The 19,027-nt window shown below is 70.6% G+C and carries 19 protein-coding genes; 6 read left to right on the forward strand and 13 right to left on the reverse strand.

Annotated elements, in window-relative coordinates; translation table 11 throughout:
* Nucleotides 1–99: 99 nt before the first annotated feature.
* Nucleotides 100–495: a response regulator gene (locus D7W79_RS21050; protein ID WP_120527177.1), complete on the forward strand. Its 396-nt coding sequence runs from the start codon at nucleotides 100–102 to the stop codon at nucleotides 493–495.
* A gap of 35 nt (nucleotides 496–530) precedes the next feature.
* Here D7W79_RS21050 and D7W79_RS21055 read toward each other — a convergent pair whose 3' ends face one another.
* The 3 genes from D7W79_RS21055 to D7W79_RS21065 form a co-directional block, all read right to left on the reverse strand.
* Nucleotides 531–1,841 carry an ABC1 kinase family protein gene (locus tag D7W79_RS21055; protein WP_120527178.1) on the reverse strand — a complete coding sequence of 437 codons (1,311 nt, stop codon included), beginning with the start codon at nucleotides 1,839–1,841 and terminating at the stop codon, nucleotides 531–533.
* Nucleotides 1,842–1,915: 74 nt separating this feature from the next.
* A complete protein-coding gene (locus tag D7W79_RS21060) occupies nucleotides 1,916–3,841 on the reverse strand; it encodes a serine/threonine-protein kinase (protein WP_120527179.1) in 1,926 nt (641 codons plus the stop codon).
* Nucleotides 3,842–4,435: 594 nt separating this feature from the next.
* Nucleotides 4,436–4,918: an SMI1/KNR4 family protein gene (locus tag D7W79_RS21065; protein WP_120527180.1), complete on the reverse strand. Its 483-nt coding sequence runs from the start codon at nucleotides 4,916–4,918 to the stop codon at nucleotides 4,436–4,438.
* 182 nt (nucleotides 4,919–5,100) lie between these two features.
* Between D7W79_RS21065 and D7W79_RS21070 the strand changes: the two genes are divergently transcribed.
* Nucleotides 5,101–5,547, forward strand: a complete 447-nt coding sequence (locus tag D7W79_RS21070; protein ID WP_120527181.1) for a hypothetical protein — start codon at nucleotides 5,101–5,103, stop codon at nucleotides 5,545–5,547.
* Nucleotides 5,548–5,587: 40 nt separating this feature from the next.
* On the opposite strand, the gene D7W79_RS21075 is transcribed toward D7W79_RS21070, so the two are convergent.
* The gene (locus tag D7W79_RS21075) at nucleotides 5,588–6,274 is read right to left on the reverse strand and encodes a dienelactone hydrolase family protein (protein WP_120527182.1); all 687 of its coding nucleotides are present in this window, start codon (nucleotides 6,272–6,274) and stop codon (nucleotides 5,588–5,590) included.
* Entirely contained in the window at nucleotides 6,271–6,942 is a 672-nt protein-coding gene (locus tag D7W79_RS21080; protein WP_120527183.1) for a phosphoribosyltransferase, read from the reverse strand. The genes D7W79_RS21075 and D7W79_RS21080 overlap by 4 nt, the downstream gene beginning before the upstream one ends.
* A 274-nt stretch (nucleotides 6,943–7,216) precedes the next feature.
* Here D7W79_RS21080 and adh point away from each other — a divergent pair, with 274 nt between their 5' ends.
* On the forward strand, nucleotides 7,217–8,743 hold the full coding sequence (gene adh / locus D7W79_RS21085) for an aldehyde dehydrogenase (RefSeq protein WP_120527184.1): 1,527 nt from the start codon (nucleotides 7,217–7,219) through the stop codon (nucleotides 8,741–8,743).
* 9 nt (nucleotides 8,744–8,752) lie between these two features.
* Nucleotides 8,753–9,142 (forward strand): DUF779 domain-containing protein, encoded by a 390-nt coding sequence (locus D7W79_RS21090; protein WP_120527185.1) that lies wholly within the window; start codon nucleotides 8,753–8,755, stop codon nucleotides 9,140–9,142.
* Here the strand turns inward: D7W79_RS21090 and D7W79_RS21095 are convergent.
* The 8 genes from D7W79_RS21095 to D7W79_RS21130 form a co-directional block, all read right to left on the reverse strand.
* Complete coding sequence (locus D7W79_RS21095; protein WP_120527186.1) at nucleotides 9,123–11,972, reverse strand: GAF domain-containing protein; 2,850 nt, start codon at nucleotides 11,970–11,972, stop codon at nucleotides 9,123–9,125. The two genes, D7W79_RS21090 and D7W79_RS21095, sit on opposite strands and share 20 nt — an antisense overlap.
* A 156-nt stretch (nucleotides 11,973–12,128) precedes the next feature.
* A complete protein-coding gene (locus D7W79_RS21100) occupies nucleotides 12,129–13,082 on the reverse strand; it encodes an aldo/keto reductase (protein ID WP_120527195.1) in 954 nt (317 codons plus the stop codon).
* A gap of 31 nt (nucleotides 13,083–13,113) precedes the next feature.
* On the reverse strand, nucleotides 13,114–13,389 hold the full coding sequence (locus D7W79_RS21105; RefSeq protein WP_120527187.1) for a DUF5985 family protein: 276 nt from the start codon (nucleotides 13,387–13,389) through the stop codon (nucleotides 13,114–13,116).
* A 2-nt stretch (nucleotides 13,390–13,391) separates the two neighbouring features.
* The gene (locus tag D7W79_RS21110; RefSeq protein ID WP_120527188.1) at nucleotides 13,392–13,649 is read right to left on the reverse strand and encodes a DUF5985 family protein; all 258 of its coding nucleotides are present in this window, start codon (nucleotides 13,647–13,649) and stop codon (nucleotides 13,392–13,394) included.
* Nucleotides 13,642–14,046, reverse strand: a complete 405-nt coding sequence (locus D7W79_RS21115; protein ID WP_120527189.1) for a hypothetical protein — start codon at nucleotides 14,044–14,046, stop codon at nucleotides 13,642–13,644. Before D7W79_RS21115 ends, D7W79_RS21110 begins: the two co-directional genes overlap by 8 nt.
* A 126-nt stretch (nucleotides 14,047–14,172) precedes the next feature.
* Nucleotides 14,173–14,994 (reverse strand): hypothetical protein, encoded by an 822-nt coding sequence (locus D7W79_RS21120; protein ID WP_120527190.1) that lies wholly within the window; start codon nucleotides 14,992–14,994, stop codon nucleotides 14,173–14,175.
* A 28-nt stretch (nucleotides 14,995–15,022) separates the two neighbouring features.
* Nucleotides 15,023–15,412, reverse strand: a complete 390-nt coding sequence (locus tag D7W79_RS21125) for a response regulator (protein WP_120527191.1) — start codon at nucleotides 15,410–15,412, stop codon at nucleotides 15,023–15,025.
* A gap of 14 nt (nucleotides 15,413–15,426) precedes the next feature.
* On the reverse strand, nucleotides 15,427–16,899 hold the full coding sequence (locus D7W79_RS21130; protein WP_120527192.1) for an ATPase domain-containing protein: 1,473 nt from the start codon (nucleotides 16,897–16,899) through the stop codon (nucleotides 15,427–15,429).
* Between the two features lie 82 nt (nucleotides 16,900–16,981).
* Here D7W79_RS21130 and D7W79_RS21135 point away from each other — a divergent pair, with 82 nt between their 5' ends.
* On the forward strand, nucleotides 16,982–18,328 hold the full coding sequence (locus D7W79_RS21135) for a short-chain fatty acid transporter (RefSeq protein WP_120527193.1): 1,347 nt from the start codon (nucleotides 16,982–16,984) through the stop codon (nucleotides 18,326–18,328).
* An 85-nt stretch (nucleotides 18,329–18,413) separates the two neighbouring features.
* Nucleotides 18,414–18,917 (forward strand): hypothetical protein, encoded by a 504-nt coding sequence (locus tag D7W79_RS21140; protein WP_120527194.1) that lies wholly within the window; start codon nucleotides 18,414–18,416, stop codon nucleotides 18,915–18,917.
* Nucleotides 18,918–19,027: the final 110 nt, after the last annotated feature.

Genomic DNA, 19,027 nt, shown 5'->3' on the forward strand with positions numbered 1-19,027 from the left:
GGGGTGGGTCATACTCGGGACGTGCCCGGGTCACTGTCATCCTTGGGGCGGCATCGTGCCGGCCGGGGCACCCAACTGTCGGTTCCAGGGGGAGCCACCATGTCGGAGCCAAAGATTCGCGTCCTCATCGTGGACGATGACCCGGACCAGCTCGCGCTGACGGAGCGCTCGTTGACCTCGTACAACTTCGAGGTGCGCACCCACCGCTCGTCCCTGGGGGTCTCCAACCTGGTGCGCACCACGGCGCCGGACCTGGTGCTCCTGGACGTGAACATCCCCGCGCTGAGCGGCGACAAGGTGCTGGCGCTGGCCCGGCAGCAGGCGCCGGAGCACACGCGCTTCGTCCTCTACTCCGCCTCCGACGAGTCGAAGCTGCGCGCGCTGGCGCTGGCGGCGGGCGCGGACGGCTACCTCTCCAAGAGCACGCAGGGCGCGGACCTGGCGCGCAAGCTGGAGCGGCTGCACAAGCGCCCGCGCATCGCCTCGGGCACCTGACGCACCGCCCTTGCCCCGTGCCCGCGGGGCGGGGTTCACTCGCCCACGAGCGCGCCGACCTCCAGGAACACCTGGCGGAAGTCGCCGGCGGCGCCCAGGAGGCGCAGGTTCTGCGCCAGCCCGCCGGTGGCGCGGAAGAACATCATCGCCTCCGGGGGCGGACGGATGCGCATGATGCGCGCGGCGTTCTTCGTGAAGTGGTTGCGCATGTCGCGGTTGATGTCGCAGGTGCCGTAGTCATACGGCGCGCTGCGCATGGGCCGCCCGGCGATGTGGAGCACCTCGCGCAAGAGCACCTCGGCTTCCGCCTCCGGCAGCTCCACGGAGAAGCCCACCTCGCGGCACAGCCCCAGCACGTCCAGCGTCTCCAGCCGCAGCGCCTGCTGGAACATGCGGCGGTTGGCCGTGACGAAGCCGGGGGTGAAGCGCTTGATGGAGCCGAAGTCCAACAGGCCCATGCGCCCGTCCGGCATCACCATGAAGTTGCCGGGGTGCGGGTCGGCGTGGATTTCGCCCGCGTCCAGGAACGGCCCGTAGGTGGCGCGGATGAGCTGGCGCGCGACGCGGAAGCGCGCGGCGTTGTCCGGCGACGTCGTCACCCAGTCCTTGAGCGTCTGGCCTTCCAACAGCTCCAGCGTGAGCACGCGGTGGGAGCTGCGCTCTTCAATCACCCGCGGCACGTACAGGTCCGGCAGCCGCGCCACGCTCTTGGCGAAGCCCTGGGCCAGCTTCGCCTCGCGGCGGTAGTCCAGCTCCAGCATGAGTTCGTCGCGGAACTCCTGGAAGTAGGCGGTGCCGTCCATCATCCGCGACGTCTTGGACACCGTCTTCACGACGAGGCCCAGGTTGTCCATGTCGTGGCCCATGGACGCGTCGATGCCGGGGTACTGCACCTTCACCGCGACCTTGCGGCCGTCGTGCAGCACCGCGCGGTGCACCTGGCCCAGCGACGCGGCGGCGAGCGCGTCCGGGGAGAACTCCTTGAACAGCGCCTCCGGCGGCCCGCCCAGCTCCTGCTGGATGACGCGCGACACCTGCGCGTAGGACATGGCCGGGGCCTGGTTCTGCAGCCGGGCCAGCATCTGCCGCACCTCCGGCGTGAGCAGGTCCGGGTCCATGGAGAGCGCCTGGCCCAGCTTCATGGCCGCGCCCTTCATCTCCCCCAGCGTGGCCACCAGCTTCTCCGCGGTGCCCAGGCTGAGCAGGTCCGTGGGGCTGCTCCCGGAGAGCTGTTTGGCGCCCGCCTTGAGCACCTCCGTGCCCACGTGCATGGAGAGGCCCGCCAGCTTGCGCAGGCGGTTGAAGCGCCCCTGGGGCGGCAGCTTGTCGTCGGGTTCGGAAGCCATGGGAGAGGAGGAGTTAACGGGGACTCCTCTCCCATACGCAAGACGACCCCCGGATGGATGCGAGCCCGGCTCCCCTACCGGGGGGCGGCCGAGCCGCGCACCCGGGCGCGGAGGAAGCGCCAGCGCTTGAGCCCCTCCAGGTCCAGGGGGTCCGCGCGGACGGCCAGCTCGTAGGCGGCGAGCGCCTCCTCCAGCCGGCCCACGGACGCCAGCGCGTCACCGGACAGCCGGTGCACGGCGGCGCGGCCCTCGCGGCCGGTGTTGCCCGCGAGGAAGCGGCGGCGGCACTGCTCCAGCATGGTGGCGGTGAGGCCCGCGGCGAGGCACCGCTCGATGCCCTCCACGTTGCCCAGCGTGGCGTCGTACTCCACCCGCCGCTCCACGTGCCCCAGCGTGTGGAGCGCCCCGGCCACGCGCTCCAGCGCGCGGTCCACCTGGGCCCTCTGGTTCTCCGACAGCGGGCGGGCCTTGAGCAGCTCCAGCGCCCCGCGAGCGCGCTGGGCCGCGGTGCGCACCGCCTCCAGCGTGGCGTCGCGCGGCAATTCCAGCACAGCGTACGGGTCCCCGGCGAGCCGCCGACGGAAGCCCTGGAGGACGGCCTCCGCCTGCGCGTCCTCGGGCGTGGGGATGGCGGCGGTGGTGGCCGTGGGCGCCGCGCGCGTGCCGCTGCGAAGCTGGGCCAGCTGGGCCTGGAAGGCGGGGCTGGAGTCGCGCAGCTGCACGCCAAAGCCCGGGGACATGTTCCACGCCTGGGCCTGCTCGGCGGTGACGTGGCGCACCACCTGCGCGGTGCAGGGCAGTTCGCCGCCGGGCAGCCGGAGCACCAGCGCTACGTCCGACAGCAGCTCGGGAGGCGGCGTCGCCAGCTGGAAGAAGAGACCGGAGCGGCCCACCCACTCGCCCTTGAGCTCCACGGGGGCCTGCGTGCCCTTGCCGCGCAGGAGCGCGGTGAGCGGCGGCGCGGTGGGCGCGGGCGGCGGCGCGAGCGAGGCCTCCAGGGCCGTGCGCAGCTCCGCGGCGGAGGCGAAGCGGTGTTCGGGGCGCTTGGCCAGCGCGCGCAGGAGCACCCGCGACAGGGCCTCCGGCACGGCGGGGTTCAGCTCGTGCGGCGGGACGGGCTCCTTCTGCAGGTGGCCCACCAGGATTTCGGCGGCGGTGCGGCCATAGAAGGGCACCTGACCGGTGAGCAGCAGGTACGCGAGCACGCCGGCCGCGTACAGGTCGCTGCGCGCGTCCACGATGCCGTCGCCGCACTGCTCCGGGGCCATGAACTCCGGCGTGCCCAGGAGGACGCCCACTTCCGTGGTCATCTCCCCGGCGGGGCGGGACAGCAGCTTGGCGATGCCGAAGTCGAGCAGCTTCACGCGCTGCTTGCCGCTGGGGCTGGGGACGAGGAAGACGTTGGCGGGCTTCAGGTCGCGGTGGACGATGCCGTGCGCGTGCGCGGCGCCCAGGGCGTCACACACCTGCGTCATCAGGTCCACCACCAGCGCCGGGGCCATGGGGCCGCGGGCGAAGGAGGCCAGGCTGTCCCCCTCCAGGTACTCCATGACGAGGTACGGGCGCCCGTCGCGCGAGTCCAGGTCGTAGAGGGTGACGACGTTCTCGTGCTGCACCAGGGTGAGCGTGCGGGCCTCGGAGAGGAAGCGCGCGACGAGCTCCGGGGCCTGGGCCAGGTGCGCGTGGAGCACCTTGATGGCCACGCGCTTCTGGATGAGCGTGTGCTCCGCGAGGAACACGGTGCCCATGCCGCCGCGCCCCAGCTCGCGCACGACGCGGAAGCGGCCGAACTCCTGGCCCACGAGGGAGGGCACCACGGGCGTGGGAGACGACATGGGCGTGGGCGTGACGGGCTGCGCAAAGGCCGGTCCCGGCGGCGGCGTGCCGGCGTACAGCATCGTCCCGCCGTTGAGGTCGAGCCCGCGCATCAGCGTGGGACACGCCTCCGCGTTCGAGTGGAGCTGACCGCAGGAGCAGAGGAGAGGCGACTGGGCGAGCACGAGGGACCGGAACCTGGGAAGGCGATGCGGGGGTAAGGACAGCGTCAGCGGCCGATGCGAGCGGTGTGCCAGGAGCCGGGGTTTTCCGGTTCGCGCGGACGGGTGCGCCAACCGGTTGATCCGCTTCGCTTTTGCGACACTCGGATGCGTCCTGGGTCCCAGCTCATCGGCAGACACCCCTTGGTTTCGGGGAGTTTTTACAGCCCCGGGACGGAAACGTTTTCCGTCCTGCACATCCCAATACGTTCGGTCCGCAAGACCTTGGGTCACTTCCGCCCACTACCGCCAACATTCCTGCCGCACCGCGAAAGTCCCTTGAAGATGACAGCACGCCGTACGGGTTTCCAGTGCGCAGCGACATGAACATCCCCGCTGGAAAACATCCCGCCCACTCTCGAAGAAAGCCGTGATTGCGACTCTCCCTGCGGGTGCTGGGAAGACGCTGCGTCGCCGTGAGGGACATGCGGATCCGCATGTTGTTGGAACGGCGACAAATGGGGCTGGGATGAACGGTCCTGCGTGGATGGCGGGGGTTTCCGGGCTTCTGACGGAACGCGGCTGCGTGCAGTGGGGACGCGGCCCCGGGGGCCCCGGTCAGCGCTCTTCCTGCATCAGCTTCTTCAGCCAGAACCAGCGCCCGTTGGAGCGGAGCGCGCCCTCCAGGAACTCGGAGAAGGAACTGGAGATCTGGGGGCACTGCGTTGGGTTCGGGAAGCCTTCGCGGAAGCCATCGCGCAGGGGATAGCGGCCATCGTGCTGCTGGCTCACGTCGAGCAGGATGAAGTTCCCATCCCGGACCTCGCAGATGGCGTACCAGGACGCGGGGCCTGCCTTGTCCGTGTCGTCCTGGCTCATGACGACCCGTGCGCGGCGGAGTTCGGACAACGGAGGGAAGGAGAACGCGGGGCCTGCCCGGTCGAACAGGTCCGCGCCGTCGCAGTGCAGGTAGAAGGCGCGGAGGTCCGCGTCCAACCGCCATCCGACGCGCTGCTCGAAGGCGTCAACCTGCGCGGGCGTCGCGGGATGGCGTGCGTGGTGGAGGCGCGAGACCTCTTCGAGCAGGGCACTCATGGACATCCGGGCCGTGCTCGTGGGATTCGGCGTTGGTCCTTCAGCGCATGCCGTGATGAGCAAGGCGCCCACCAGCAGTTTGCTGAACGGCCAGGCGGGTTCGTTGCTCTCGAGTGTCATCGATACACCCTACGTCGAGGCCGGGCGATGGCGGTGCGCCACCGCCTTCACCCTGATAGGGAGGAGGCATGCCCCTCCAAGCCGCAGGGAACTTCCGTGAGCTTGAGCCCGGCTCCGACGAGGGACCTTCCCTCGTGGAAGCGAAGGGGAAGCTTCCGGAGGCGGAGCGCAGTCAGGTGGCGCGCTATCTCACGACGGGCGTTGTCTTCGCGGTCAGCTCGGGGACGCTCAGTGACCGGTTCACGGGCGAGAAGAACATCGCGCCCCACCACGCGCAGACCGACGGCGTCTGGCACTGGCGGGCCGATCTTCCGTACTACGTCCTGCGCTACGGCGTCGCGCTTCCAGATGCGTTCCTGCAGCGCATGCGGGACCTGGACTGGAAGTGCCCGGTCCTGTCACCACAGGAACTGAACGCGTTCCTGGAGCAGCTCGCGTTCGAGGGTGAAGTCCGGCAGAAGCTGCGGAAGAAGCAGGAGAAGGAAGCGCGGGAGCGACAGAGAGCCAAGAAGTGACTGCATGACCGCGTTCCAGGTTCACCGTCGGGGCGCGGGCTCATGGTGGCGCATCCTCCGGCTGTGCTTCCTTTGATGCCGTGACGAGGTGCTGGAGGAACCAGTCCCGCGCCATCCCTGCCGCCAGTTCGAGCGTCCCCGGCTCCGGGAAGAGATGGCTCGCTCCGGGGACGATGTCCAATTGCTTGCGCGTTCGCAGCGCCTTCCATGCGTGACGGTTGAGCTCAATCACAGGCGCATCATCTCCACCCACGATGAGCAACGTCGGTGCTCGCACCGCTGACAGCAGGGGGCCCGCCAGGTCCGGCCGGCCGCCCCGGGACACCACCGCATGGATGGCTTCGGGCGCTCGCGCGGCGGCCACCAGCGCGGCCCCCGCTCCCGTGCTCGAACCCATCAGCCCGAGCGGCTGGCTTCCCAGCCCGGACACCTGCATCAACCACCGCGCCGCGCCCTGAAGCCTTCGCGCCAGCAGCTCGATGTCGAAGCGCAGGTGCCGTGTCCTCCGCTCGGCTTCCTCCTCCTCCGGCGTGAGCAGGTCCATGAGCAGCGTCGCCAGCCCCGCCTGCTGGAGCACTCCCGCGACGTACCGGTTGCGCGGACTGAAGCGGCTGCTGCCGCTGCCGTGCGCGAACAGCACCACGCCCGACACCGCCTCCGGCAGCCCCAAGGTCCCCTCCAGCCACACGCCGGGCTCCGCCTCCAACCGCACCGCGTGCTCAGTCATGGCGCCTCCAGGGCAGTCGCCTCACCGTGCGCCGCGCGCGCCAACAGCTCGCGCACCTCGTCGTCGGTGGTCTGCGTGAAGTCCTCGTACCACTGGCCCACCGCGAAGAACCGCGCCGGGGTGTGGACGCAGACGACCGCGTCCGCTTCGCCCCGGAACGCCGCGCACGTCTCTGGCGCCCCCACCGGAACGCCCACGACAGTCCGCGCGGGCTCCTGCTGGCGAAGCGCCCGGAGCGCCGCCCGCATGGTGGAGCCCGTGGCCAGCCCATCATCCACCAGGATCACCGTCCGCCCCCAGACGCGCGCCGGAGGCCTGCCGGCGCGGAAGAGCCGCTCCCGCCGCGCCAGCTCTCGTGCCTCCCGCTCCACGGCCGCCGCGATGGCCACCTGGGGAATTCCCAGCCTGCGCACGATGCCCTCGTTGAGGACCGTGACGCCGCCCGTGGCGATGGCCCCCATGGCCAGCTCCTCATGCCCCGGCGTGCCCAGCTTGCGCACCACGAACACGTCCAGGGGCACTCCCAGCATCCGCGCCACCTCGAACCCCACCGGCACACCGCCGCGCGGCAGCGCCAGCACCAACACATCCGTGCTGTCCCCAAGCAGGACGCGAAGCCGCTGCCCCAACGCACGGCCGGCGTCGAAGCGATCTCGAAACAGTTCCATCTCATGCCCCCCACCTTCTTGAGGTGGAAGACATGACCGGCGGCCGCAAGGGCACACTGGCCGCTCGCTCGCATCGCACCCGAGTGCTTGCGCGCCTGCCAAAACCATCCCACGGCACGCCATGTATGGCATTTCGCCACCCGGCTCAGCGACCAACCATTAACAAACATTTACATCCGACCCTTTGCACATAGCGCGGAGCGTTACCTGCCTATCGTCTGTTCCGCGTCAAACCCCCACACGTGTGCGTCAAAACCAACGCAGGGAGTCCCCCATGTCGAAGGTCTATGAAGCTCCGGGTCAGAAGGGCAGCAAGGTCGAGTACAAGAGCCGCTACGGCAACTACATCGGCGGTGAGTTCGTCCCGCCCGTGAAGGGCCAGTACTTCGAGAACATCTCCCCCGTCACCGGACGCCCCTTCTGCGAGATTCCCCGCTCCACCGCCGAGGACATCGAGAAGGCGCTCGACGCCGCGCACAAGGCGAAGGACGCGTGGGGCCGCACCGCCGCGGGCGAGCGCGCCAACATCCTGCTGAAGATCGCCGACCGCATGGAGCAGAACCTGGAGATGCTCGCCGTCTCCGAGACGTGGGACAACGGCAAGCCTGTCCGCGAGACGCTCGCCGCGGACCTGCCGCTCGCCATCGACCACTTCCGCTACTTCGCCGGCTGCATCCGCGCGCAGGAAGGCTCGCTCAGCCAGCTGGATGACAACACCGTCGCCTACCACTTCACCGAACCGCTCGGCGTCGTGGGGCAGATCATCCCGTGGAACTTCCCGCTGCTGATGGCCGCGTGGAAGCTGGCCCCCGCGCTCGCCGCCGGCAACTGCGTCGTGCTCAAGCCCGCGGAGCAGACCCCCGTCACCATCCTCAAGTTCGCGGAGCTGGTGGGCGACCTGCTTCCCCCCGGCGTGCTCAACATCGTGAACGGCTTCGGCATCGAGGCCGGCAAGCCGCTCGCCAGCAACAAGCGCATCGCGAAGATTGCCTTCACGGGTGAGACGACCACCGGCCGCCTCATCATGCAGTACGCCTCCGAGAACATCATCCCCGTCACCCTGGAGCTGGGCGGCAAGTCGCCCAACATCTTCTTCGAGGACGTCTTCGCCAGGGACGACGACTTCGCCCAGAAGGCGCTGGAGGGCTTCGCGATGTTCGCCCTCAACCAGGGCGAGGTCTGCACCTGCCCCTCGCGCTCGCTCGTCGCCGAGCGCTTCTACGACGAGTTCATGGCCAGGGCCGTGGAGCGCACGAAGCGCATCGTGCAGGGCAACCCGCTGGACACCTCCACGCAGATTGGCGCGCAGGCCTCCAACGACCAGCTGGAGAAGATCCTCAGCTACCTGGACATCGGCAAGAAGGAGGGCGCGAAGGTGCTCACCGGCGGCGGGCGCAAGGCGCTGCCCGGCGCGCTGGCGGAGGGCTACTACGTGGAGCCCACCATCTTCGAGGGCACCAACAGGATGCGCGTCTTCCAGGAGGAGATCTTCGGCCCCGTCGTCGCGGTGACGAAGTTCAAGGACGCCGAGGACGCGCTCGCGCTGGCCAATGACACGCTCTACGGCCTGGGCGCCGGCGTGTGGACGCGTGACAACAACACCGCGTACCGCATGGGCCGCGGCATCCAGGCGGGCCGCGTCTGGGTGAACTGCTACCACCTGTACCCCGCGCACGCGGCGTTCGGCGGCTACAAGCAGTCCGGCATCGGCCGCGAGACGCACAAGATGATGCTCAATCACTACCAGCAGACGAAGAACCTGCTCGTCAGCTACGACCCGAAGCCCATGGGCTTCTTCTAGGACCCAGCCATGTCCGTGCCGCGCGTCGAGGTCACGCCGGCCGCCGAGGCCCTGCTCCGCAAGATGCAGGACCTTCACGGCCCGCTCCTCTTCCACCAGTCCGGCGGCTGCTGCGACGGCAGCGCGCCCATGTGCTTTCCGCGCGGCGACTTCCGCGTGGGACAGGAGGACGTGTACCTGGGCGACATCGTCCGCACGCCCTTCTACATGTCCGGCCCGCAGTTCCAGCTCTGGCGCCACACCCACCTCACCGTGGACGTGGTGCCCGGTCGCGGCAGCGGCTTCTCCGTCGAAGCCCCCGAAGGCGTGCGCTTCCTCATCCGCTCACGCCTGTTCACCGACGACGAGTACCGCGCGCTGGAACAGGAAGGGCCCCCGCTCAAGGGGCCGCAGCACTGAGGGCCAGGTTCCGGGGCAGGCGCAGCGTGAAGGTGGCGCCCTGCCCCGGCTGGCTGTCCACGTCGATGCGGCCGCCGAGCGCCTCGACAATCTGACGGCTGATGTAGAGCCCCAGCCCCAGGCCGCCGTAGTGCCGCTCGCTCACGGCGCGCTCGAAGCGGCCGAAGAGGCGCGGCAGCGCGTCCGCTTCGATGCCGATGCCCTCGTCGCGCACCTCCAGCCAGACCTCGTCGCGCGCGTCCACGCCCGCGCGCACCGTCACCGGCTGGCCCGCGCCGTACTTCGCCGCGTTGGTGAGCAGGTTCACCAGCACCTGGTCCAAGCGCAGCGCGTCCCACTGGCCCGTCAGCGTGCGCGGCAGCTCCAGCCTCAGCGGGCAGCGCGCCTGGGTGAACACGTCCTCCAGCCGCTCCACCGCGTCGCGCGTCAGCTGCGCCAGGTCCACCTCCGCGCGCTCCAGCGCCAGCTTTCCCAATGACAGCCGGCTCACGTCCAGCAGGTTGTCCACCAGCGCCGTCAGCCGGAGCACCTGCCGCTGCGCGGTGTTGAGCTTCCCCGTCACGGGCCCTTGCGTGCCCGCGTTCTCCAGCGCCCGGCCAATGAGGTTGTGCTGGAGGATGAGGCTGGTGAGCGGCGTCTTCAGCTCGTGGCTGGCCACGGAGAGGAACTCGTCGCGCAGCCGCACCGCGGACTGGGCGTCGTGGAACAGGCGCGCGTTCTCCAGCGTCACGCTCACGCGCAGCGCCAGCTCCTCCGCCATCGTCACGTCCGCGGCCACCAGCGTACGCTGGGGGTCGGCGGTGAACAGCGTGATGACGCCCAGCGTGCGGCCCCGCGCGCGCAGCGGCACCGACAGCACCGACGTGGGCTCCAGGCTGTCCACCAGCGCCTGGTGCGCTTCGCTCGTGGAGACGCCGTCGCGGTACCGCAGGTCCAGGCGCGACACGAAGCAGACCTCCCCTGACTGGAAGCACTGGAGCGCCGGGTGCGCGGGCCCCCGGCCCATTGCCCCCAGGGCCTCCTTCAGCCGCGCGTCGTGCCCGGCCACGCGGTGGGCCGCCGTCACCCGCCGCAGGGTGCCGTCCGGCGCGGCCAGGTCCACCAGGCAGCCGGTGGCCACGTGGTCCACCACCAGCCGCGCCACCTGCGGCAGCGCCTCCTCCACGTCGTCCAGGCGCAGCGCCAGCACCCGGCTGGCGTCCAGCAGCAATTGCAGACGCTCCTCGGCCTCCTTGCGCCGGGTGATGTCCGCCATCGCGCCGGTGAGCTCCGTCACCTTCCCGTCCGGCCCGGCGAAGGACTGCCCCACGCTGTGCATCCAGCGCGCGCCGTCGCGGCGCATGACGCGGAACTCCAGCTCGAAGAACCCCGGCGCCTCGCGCTGGTGACGGAGGAACTCCGCCTCCACGTGCGGCCGGTCCTCCGGATGCAGCCGCTCCAGCATGTCGCCCACCGACAGCACCGAGTCCACCGCCGGAAGGCCCAGCATGTGGTTGAGCGCCGCGTCGCGCAGCTCCCGGCCGCGCACCAGGTCCAACCGCCAGGTGCCCATGTCGCCGGTCACCAGCGCCTGCCGCAGCCGCTCCGAGCGCTCGCGCAGCGCTTCGTAGAGCGCGGCCCGCTCCAGCGCCTGCGCGCACTGGTGCGCCAGCGCCTCCAGGAACGCGCGCTCCGCGGCCGGGAAGACGCGAGGCTCCGGCCACGCGAGCAGCAGCAGGCCACGCACCCGCGTCTCACCCCACAGCGGCACCACCGCGCGAGCCCCCGGCCCCTGGCGGCGCGCGAGTTCCGCGTCCCGCGGATAGCGGGAGATGAACTCCTCCAGCGTGGAGAACCACCCTGCTTCGCGCCGGATCTCCGGGAACCCCCTGGAGGCGGGCCGGTCCGGCGGCCGGGTGAACGCGGCCAGCGCTTCCTCGGAGTAGCCCAGCACCCGCAGCGGGCGCATCAGCCCGTCCTCCTCCAGCGCCAGCACCGCGACGCGCGTGGCGCCGCTCGCCTCCCACACCTCGCGCGCCAGCACCTGCGCCACCGCGTCCTCGGAGGCCGCGCGGGACAGGGCCGCCGTCACCGCCAGCAACCGCGCCGTGCGCGCCTGGGCCTGACGGGCCTCGCCGTACAGCAGCGCGTTGTCCAGCGACAGCGCCGCCCTGCGGGCCAGCTCGCGCGCCAGCTCCAGGTCGGACTCGCCGAAGCGGCCGGCGGTGCCAGACATCAATGACAGACATCCCAGCACCCGCCCGCGCGCCTCCAGCGGCACCAGCATCACGGAGCGGCAGCCCAGGCGCCACGCTTCCGCCAGGCTCGGTTTCCCCCGCGCTGCCTCCTGGAACGCCTGCTCGGGCACGGTCGAGATGAGGCGGGGCTGGCCGGTGCCCAGCACGTGGGCCACGCCTTCGGGGCCTTCCGTCCGATGAGGCCAGCGCTCCGCGATGGCATACACGGTGGGCACGAGCGCGGGGTCCCGGTGCGCCGCCGCCCTGCGCACCACCGTGCGCGAGGGCGTGACGACATCCACCGTGCACCAGTCCGCGAGCCCCGGCACCACCAGCTCCGCCAGCTGGCGCAGCACCGTGGGTTCATCCAGCGACGACGCCAGCGCCTCGCCCGCGCGGGCCAGGAACGCGAAGCGGCCCTCCTCCGCGGCACGCGACGCCTCCCGGGCCCTGGCCAGGGACTCGGGCGACACGACCTCCAGGGGGGCGGCGGTGACGGCCGCACCCGTCAGGGCGTCAGGCTGGGTGACGACCGCGTCGTTCGTCAGGACAGCGGACGGCGGCGGTGACTCACCGGCAGGCTCGGTCGAAGGCTCGAGGGGCGATTCGGGCATGGAGCGCGGGTCACGGCGCCATGGGGATGACGCCTCACCAAAGGGACGCTCGGATAATGACGGGCCCCCACGGGACACAAGCCTCCATGACCCGTGGATCCAGGAGGAGTGTCCTCCAGGCAACCCGATCGTGCCCGGTGGCCCGCGCCCGGCGGCTCAGCCCGCGGTGACTTCCGGTGAAGGCGGGTTCCACCACACCGCGCCCTTGCCCTGGATGGCCACGTGCGCCCGCTCCCGCACCGCCTGGAGCCCCGCCGCGTCCAGGGGCCGGAAGGCCGCGGCCGCCTGTAGCGCGGCGTCCTGTTCGTTCGGGAAGCCCATCCCCAGCAACATCACGTCCGGCTCCAACGTGAGCGTGTACCGCACGCACTCCTCCACCGACAGGTGCGGCAGCACCGGCGTGCCTGGCGCCTCGCCGCCGGAGCCCACCTTGCCGCGCGGACGCGCCTGGAGCGGCCGGCCGTAGCCCTCCGTGTCCCCCAGCAGCTTGCCCGCGCCGAACGTCTTGAAGGACACCACGCCCACGCCGTGCTCCCGCGCCAGGGGCAGCACCTCTTCCACGTAGCGCGCGTCCACGAACGGCCCCAGGGGGAACATCACCACGTCACACCGCCCGGAGCGCAGCGCCGCCACCAGCGCGTCCGGGTGGTGACAGGAGATGCCCTTGAAGCGCGCCTGGCCCTTCGCCACGCACGCCTCCAGCTGCTCCAGCGCGCCGCCCGGCCGGGCCAGTTCCTCCCACTGCGCCAGCGACTTCACCGCGTGCAGCGCGAACAGGTCCACCGACGGCAAGCCCAGCCGCCGCAGGGAGTCCTCCACCTGCGGCGCCACCGGCGCGTCCAGCACGTCCACCTTGTCGATGACGAACACGCCCTCGCGACGGCCGCGCAGCGCCTCCCCCACGACCTCCTCGCTCAAACCGTCCTCGTAGCCGGGCGCGGTGTCGATGACGTTGAGCCCCGCGTCCAGCGCGCGCACGAGCGTGGCGACCAGCTCCTCGCGCGGCACCGTGCGGTCCGCCAGGTCGCCAAGGCCCACCGCCGTCGCGGTGAAGCCCGTGCGCCCCAACGGGCGGCGCGGGGTGAAGCGGGGAAGCGAAGTCGAGGTCATGCGGAAGTCCTCACGGAGGAGGAACAGCATTTCACCGCGAAACACGCCCCGCGCGGTTCTTGTCCCAGATGGCCCCCAGGATGAGCAGGTAGGCCACCAGGCGCACGACGTACAGGTAGTGGATGCGCTCGGTGTCCAGGTCCGGCCCCAACACCGTGCTCAGCACGTTGTGCAGCCCCATCAGCGTGAAGGCCAGCGAGAACAGCGCGAACAGCCGGTCCTTCGACTGACGGTAGAAGTGCAGGAAGAACAGGGCGCACGCGAGGAACGCCATCATCACCGCGCCGTCGAGCAGGGTCTTCAACATGCTCAGGACACATCCCAGATGAGGCCGAAGAGCAGCACGCCGCCCCCCACGAGCGACGCGAGGGTGCGCGCCAGCGACAGGTCCTCCGCCGGGATGAGCACCAGGTCCACGAAGAGCAGCACGTTGTTCACCGTGAGGACCGAAAAGCACAGGCCGCTATAGAGCAGCAGCTTCATCCGCGTACGCCGCCAGGCCCTCAGGAGCAGCACCGCGCATGCCGCGCTCGTCAACGCGCACAGGATGTAGACCGCCTCAGCCATGTCCGTCCTTGTCCTTATCCTGCTTGAACACGAACGCGTCCGCGAAGCCCCGCACCCGGTCCATCGGGCGTGAGAAGATGAACGAAATCACACTCACGCGGCGCGCCGCGTACGCGCTCGCCAGTTCCGCCGTTGCCTGCACGTCGTCCGACCGGTCGGGGCTGAACCGGTAGGCGTCCGCCACCCCATCCTGGAGCAGCAGCCCTCCCGTCTTCAGCTCCGCCATGCGGCGGGCCGCCGAGGCTTCGGTGATGCGCAGCTCCAGGGCCACCGCCGACGCCGACCACGCCCGGTCCGTCCGGGCGCGAAGCAGGAGGAGTACCTCCAGCTTCTCGATGGAATCGATGTGCGTCGTGATGAAGCGCTGGACCCGTGAAGAAAGGCCGGCGTCAGTCACGTCTCCACCTATGGACCCAGATACTTTGTGAATCAACCTTTCTATTCATGGCGGTTGTTAACAGTTTCACACCAGCGGTCCCCTGCCTGGTCCGGATGCGTCACGGCAAGGGGTGCCTGATTCCGCCTAGTTGCGCACACGGGGGGCGGGGGCGCGGACGCGGACGTCCATGCGGGCATCGCCGGCCACCATGCTGCTCAGGGCCTCCGGCTGGGTCGGGGACAGGCGGGCCACGGCGCGCAGGGCGGCCACCAGGATGAGGGCCTCCAGGCTGGAGGGCACCGCCAGTCCCTGGGGCCCGGCCTTCACGGGCAGGGGCAGCCGGGGCAGGCGGTTGGCGGCGGACAGCGCCTCCACGGCGTAGGCGGGGCGGGCCTCCAGCGACACGGTGATGGCGGGCAGCGCCTTCGCCTCCGCTTCCGCGCCGTGCACCTGGAGCTCCAGCAGCCGCCCCAGCGCGCCGGGGGACAGGTAGAGGGCCAGGCCGGACGGGCCTTCGTCGTCGCCGTGGAAGACGCAGCCCTCGTAGGTGTGCTCGTGCGCGCCCGTCACGTCCACGACGAAGGCCTGGCTGTCATCCCAGTGCGTCCAGGGCCGGGCGTCCCAGAACTCCGTGGCGGCCTGGACGAAGAGCAGGGCCTTGTCGCTGCCCAGCCCGGACACGCCCATCTGCCCCCACGCGAGGAAGGTGGCGATGGCTGCCCGCGCGGAGAGCGCCGCGGGGGACGGGGGCGCCACGGCCAGGCCCAGCTCGGCGGCGGCGTCCGCCAGCGCGGGCTCGCAGGACACCTGGGACGGCTCCAGGCCGGCGAGGAGGGCGCGCACGCCGGCGGCGTCCGTCTGTTCGAAGACGGGGGCGGACGGCTCGCCCGTCTCGCCGATGCGCAGGTAGACACCGGTGGTGCCCACGGAGAGGGGCACCGGCCCCAGCTTCAGCAGGTGGAACATGGTGGACCCTCCCGGCGCGTGGCGCGCCTCACCCTCCCCGGACGCGGGAGTTCGCGTCCAGGGACTTGCGGACCATCTTCATCAGGGCGCGGATGTCGAACGGCTTCTGGAGGAACTCCATGGCCGGGTGCAGGCGCTTGAGGCCGTTGACGTCCACGGCGCTCATGCCCAGCACGGGGATGTGGCGCAGCGACGGGTCCTGCAGGATGCGTTCAATCAGCGCGGGGCCGTCCAGCACGGGCATCATCCAGTCCGTCAGCACCAGGTCCGGCTTCACCTCCGCCATGCGCTCCAGGGCCTCGCGGCCATGGGACGCCGTGAGCACGCGGTAGCCCTCCTCCCTCAGGAGGTCCGCGAGCGCCTCCAGGATGCCCTGCTCGTCATCCACCACCAGCACTGTCTCGGTCGCGGGAACCACGGGTCCTCTGGGGGTCAGGAGTGGTTGCCCGGAAAGCGGGCGAGGCCGGTGAGCAGCAACTCGGGCGACGGCTGGAAGGGCGGCTGGATCTCGATTCCCTGGGAGGTGATGAGGAACTCGCGCAGCGTCGGGTCGTAGTCCGCGTCGCGCAGCTTGAAGATGGAGAGCAGCCGCCGCAGGCGGCCATTGAGCTCCAGGTGGCGCATGAACAGCAGGTTCTCCGCCACGCCGGACAGGCCCGTGCCGAGGGGCACGTCCATGTCCGGGCCGAAGAGGCGCGGAGTCTCCAGCGTGAAGACGGTCGTCACGCCGTGCCGTCTCAGCTCCTGCGTCAGCGCGGCGAAGAAGGGGCTGATGCGCGCCGGCTCGTGCGTGGTCTCCACCATGGCGCTCAGGCCGTCCACGAACAGGCGCTTCACGCCACGCTTGCGCACGTCCTCCAGCATGTGGTGCGCCACCAGGTCCAGGTTGCACTCGGCGGGCATGTTCCACTGGAGCACCAGCCGGCCGTCCTTCACCGCGTTGCCCAGCGACAGCCCCACGTTGGCCGCCTTGTGCAGCAGCCGGTCCGGCCCCTCGTAGAAGCTCACCATCAGGCCGGGCTCGCCCAGGCGCAGGCCCTCCGCCAGGTGGCTCGCGCCCAGCAGCGTCTTGCCGCAGCCCGGCGGCCCCATCACCAGCGTGGTGGACGCCGCGGCGATGCCCTCCGGGATCATGGCGTCCAGCGTGGGCACGCCGAAGCGCACCCGCTGCGTGCCCCAGTCCGGCGGCTGCACGCGGCTGGCCATGGACTCCAGGCGGGGGAACACCTCCAGGCCAGCCTCGGAGATGCGGAAGTGGTGCGAGCCATTGAGGCTGGCGCTGCCCCGGAACTTGCGCACCTGGAGCTCGCGCCACGAACGCATGGCCGCCGTGCGCTCGCGCAGCTCCAGGATGCCGTCCACCATCGTGTACTCCGGGTGCACGGTGGGGCCCACGCTGCTCGTGAGCAGGAGCGCGGTGAAGCGCGACAGGCCGGCGGACACCTGGAGTTCGTGGATGAACTTCTTGAAGTCGCGGCTGCTGCCCGCGGCCTCCTGCGCCTGCACCAGGCCGTCCAGCACCAGGATGCCCGCGCCGTGGTTGCGCATCTCCCGGCGCAAGAGCTCCAGCAGGCCCGGCAGCCCCTGCTCCTCCAGCATGCGGAAGCCGCTGACGTAGTAGATGCGCTGGGGAAGCTGGGCGGCGTCGAAGAACGCCATGCTGCGCAGGTTCGCCAGCATGCGCGAGTGCGACTCCGCCAGCAGCGTCACGTACAGGCAGCGCGTGCCCTGCTGGGCCTGCGAATAGCAGAGCTGGTTGGCGAAGATGGTCTTCCCCGCGCCGGGTTCCCCCACGACGATGTAGACGCCCGACGCCACCAGGCCACCGCCCAGGATGGGGTCCAGTCCGGGCACGCCCGTGGCGATGCGCTCGAAGACGGGAGGGTGCTGCTCGCTAGGGGACATGGCGACCGCTCATACCGTAAAAGCCGGGGTGTCGCCCTGGGAGTTTGCACCAGGGCCCCCTTGATCGCCTGGAGCCCTCAACGTGGAAACCCTCGTCCGGTTCGCCGAAGGCCTGGGCCGCTTCTCCGCGCGCTTCGTCCCCAGCGCCTTCGCCATCGCGGTGCTGCTCACCCTGCTCACCATGGCGCTGGCCCTGGGCTGGGTGGGGGCCGCGCCGCCGGTGGTGCTGGACGCGTGGGGCGGCGGCTTCTGGGAGCTGCTCACCTTCTCCATGCAGATGGCCCTGGTGATGTTCACTGGTTATCTGCTCGCGCTCACGGCGCCTGTGAAGGGGCTGCTCGAAAAGGTCGCCCGCCTGCCCCGGAGCCCCCGGAGCGCCACCGCGCTGATGGCGGCGGTGTCCATGGCGCTCGCGTACTTCAACTGGGGCCTGTCGCTGGTCGCCAGCGCCATGCTGGTGCGCTTCATCGCGCGCAGGCGCCCGGACGTGGACTACCGGCTGCTGGTGGCGTGCGCCTACTTCGGGCTGGGCGCCACGTGGCACGCGGGCCTGTCCGCCTCCGCCCCGCTGCTCGTCGCCACGCCGGGGCACTTCCTGGAGAAGCAGCTGGGGGTCATCCCCATTGACCGGACGCTGTTCTCCCCCTTCAACGTGGGCCTCACGCTGGCCGCGGTGGCGCTGCTCACGGCGCTGGCGTGGGCGCTGCATCCCTCCCCGGAGCGCACCGTGCGCGTGGAGCCCGCGGTGCTGGAGAAGCTGGGGGACTTCGTCCCGCCCACGAAGCCGCCAGGGCGCTTGAGCCCCGCGGAGTGGCTGGACCACGCGTGGCTGCTCAACGTCCTCTTCGGCGTGCTGGGGCTGATGTGGTTCGCGCGGCACCTGTGGCTGAACGGCGGCTGGAAGGCGCTCAACCTCAACGTGGTGAACTTCACCTTCCTCACGCTGGCGGTGCTGCTGCACGGCACGCCCGCCCGGCTGCTCAAGGCGAGCGAGGAGGCCGCGAGCGTGCTGCACGGCATCGTGCTGCAGTTCCCGCTGTACGCGGGCATCTACGGCATCTTCAAGGCCACGGGGCTCACGGACCGCATCGGGGAGCTCTTCGTGTCGCTGTCCACGCGGGAGACGTTCCCGGCCATCGTGTACCTGTACAGCGGCGTGGTGAACTACTTCGTGCCTTCTGGAGGTTCCAAGTGGGCCATCGAGGCGCCCTACCTGCTGGACGCGGCGGGGAGGCTGGGCGTGGCGCCGGAGAAGGTGGTGCTGGCGTACGCCTGGGGGGACATGGCCACCGACCTCATCCAGCCCTTCTGGGCGCTGCCGCTGCTGGCCGTGGCGCGGTTGGAGTTCAAGGACATCCTCGGCTTCCTCCTGGTGGCCTTCCTCGCGTACCTGCCGCTGGTGACGCTGGGCTTCTTGCTCTTCGGATAGGCGGGGTTGTTTCATGGTAGACAAGCACACCAAGGGGCCGGACGTGGGCCGGCTGCCTTCAACATCAACGAGGGGACCCCAAGACATGAAGAGCGTGTTCAACGGAAGCGTGCTGTGCGCGGTGCTGGGTGTGGCGTCGGTCGCGGGAGCGCAGGAGGCGGCGGCGCCGGCGGCGGAGTCCGTGAAGGCCCCCAGCGCGGACGCGGTGCGCGACACCTGGAACTTCTTCTACAAGGGCCAGGGCCAGGGCCCCGTGCTGGTGGAGGCCAAGCTCTGCACGGAGGTGGCCAAGGAAGGCCCCAACAAGTTCGAGTGCACCGCCGAGGTGGGCCCCGAGGGCGTCAAGGCGAACACCAACGTGATGCTGTGGCAGAGCTACCTGGTGCCCCAGGGCGACTCCATCGACGACCTGACGGTGCAGGTGAAGCAGGGCAACACCGTGCGCGAGACGAAGGACGTGAAGGTGAAGGGCGACGGCTGGCGCGCGCGGCAGTGGACCGGCGTGAAGCTGAGCAAGCCCGGCAACTGGACCGTCGTGGTGATGCGCGGCGACCAGGTCCTCAAGGAAGTGCCGGTGAAGGTGCTGTAGTCCTTCGCCGCGTCCAGAACATAACGCATCCATCGACGCCCGCCGGGGAGACCCGCGCGGGCGTCTTTCTTTACCGCCCACCCTCCCCCCGGTCGGCAGGAATTACCGCC

It is taken from the genome of Corallococcus exercitus (assembly GCF_003611585.1).
Taxonomy (GTDB): Bacteria; Myxococcota; Myxococcia; order Myxococcales; family Myxococcaceae; genus Corallococcus; species Corallococcus exercitus.

Excerpts from the sequence above, each read along its gene's own strand:
- D7W79_RS21080 (WP_120527183.1), bottom strand. The coding sequence starts at position 6,942 with ATGGAACTGTTTCGAGATCGCTTCGACGCCGGCCGTGCGTTGGGGCAG.
- D7W79_RS21120 (WP_120527190.1), bottom strand. The coding sequence starts at position 14,994 with ATGTTCCACCTGCTGAAGCTGGGGCCGGTGCCCCTCTCCGTGGGCACC.
- D7W79_RS21105 (WP_120527187.1), bottom strand. The coding sequence starts at position 13,389 with ATGTTGAAGACCCTGCTCGACGGCGCGGTGATGATGGCGTTCCTCGCG.
- D7W79_RS21140 (WP_120527194.1), top strand. The coding sequence starts at position 18,414 with ATGAAGAGCGTGTTCAACGGAAGCGTGCTGTGCGCGGTGCTGGGTGTG.
- D7W79_RS21055 (WP_120527178.1), bottom strand. The coding sequence starts at position 1,841 with ATGGCTTCCGAACCCGACGACAAGCTGCCGCCCCAGGGGCGCTTCAAC.
- D7W79_RS21070 (WP_120527181.1), top strand. The coding sequence starts at position 5,101 with ATGCCCCTCCAAGCCGCAGGGAACTTCCGTGAGCTTGAGCCCGGCTCC.
- D7W79_RS21130 (WP_120527192.1), bottom strand. The coding sequence starts at position 16,899 with ATGTCCCCTAGCGAGCAGCACCCTCCCGTCTTCGAGCGCATCGCCACG.
- D7W79_RS21050 (WP_120527177.1), top strand. The coding sequence starts at position 100 with ATGTCGGAGCCAAAGATTCGCGTCCTCATCGTGGACGATGACCCGGAC.
- D7W79_RS21090 (WP_120527185.1), top strand. The coding sequence starts at position 8,753 with ATGTCCGTGCCGCGCGTCGAGGTCACGCCGGCCGCCGAGGCCCTGCTC.
- D7W79_RS21095 (WP_120527186.1), bottom strand. The coding sequence starts at position 11,972 with ATGCCCGAATCGCCCCTCGAGCCTTCGACCGAGCCTGCCGGTGAGTCA.
- D7W79_RS21075 (WP_120527182.1), bottom strand. The coding sequence starts at position 6,274 with ATGACTGAGCACGCGGTGCGGTTGGAGGCGGAGCCCGGCGTGTGGCTG.
- D7W79_RS21065 (WP_120527180.1), bottom strand. The coding sequence starts at position 4,918 with ATGTCCATGAGTGCCCTGCTCGAAGAGGTCTCGCGCCTCCACCACGCA.
- adh (WP_120527184.1), top strand. The coding sequence starts at position 7,217 with ATGTCGAAGGTCTATGAAGCTCCGGGTCAGAAGGGCAGCAAGGTCGAG.
- D7W79_RS21110 (WP_120527188.1), bottom strand. The coding sequence starts at position 13,649 with ATGGCTGAGGCGGTCTACATCCTGTGCGCGTTGACGAGCGCGGCATGC.
- D7W79_RS21100 (WP_120527195.1), bottom strand. The coding sequence starts at position 13,082 with ATGACCTCGACTTCGCTTCCCCGCTTCACCCCGCGCCGCCCGTTGGGG.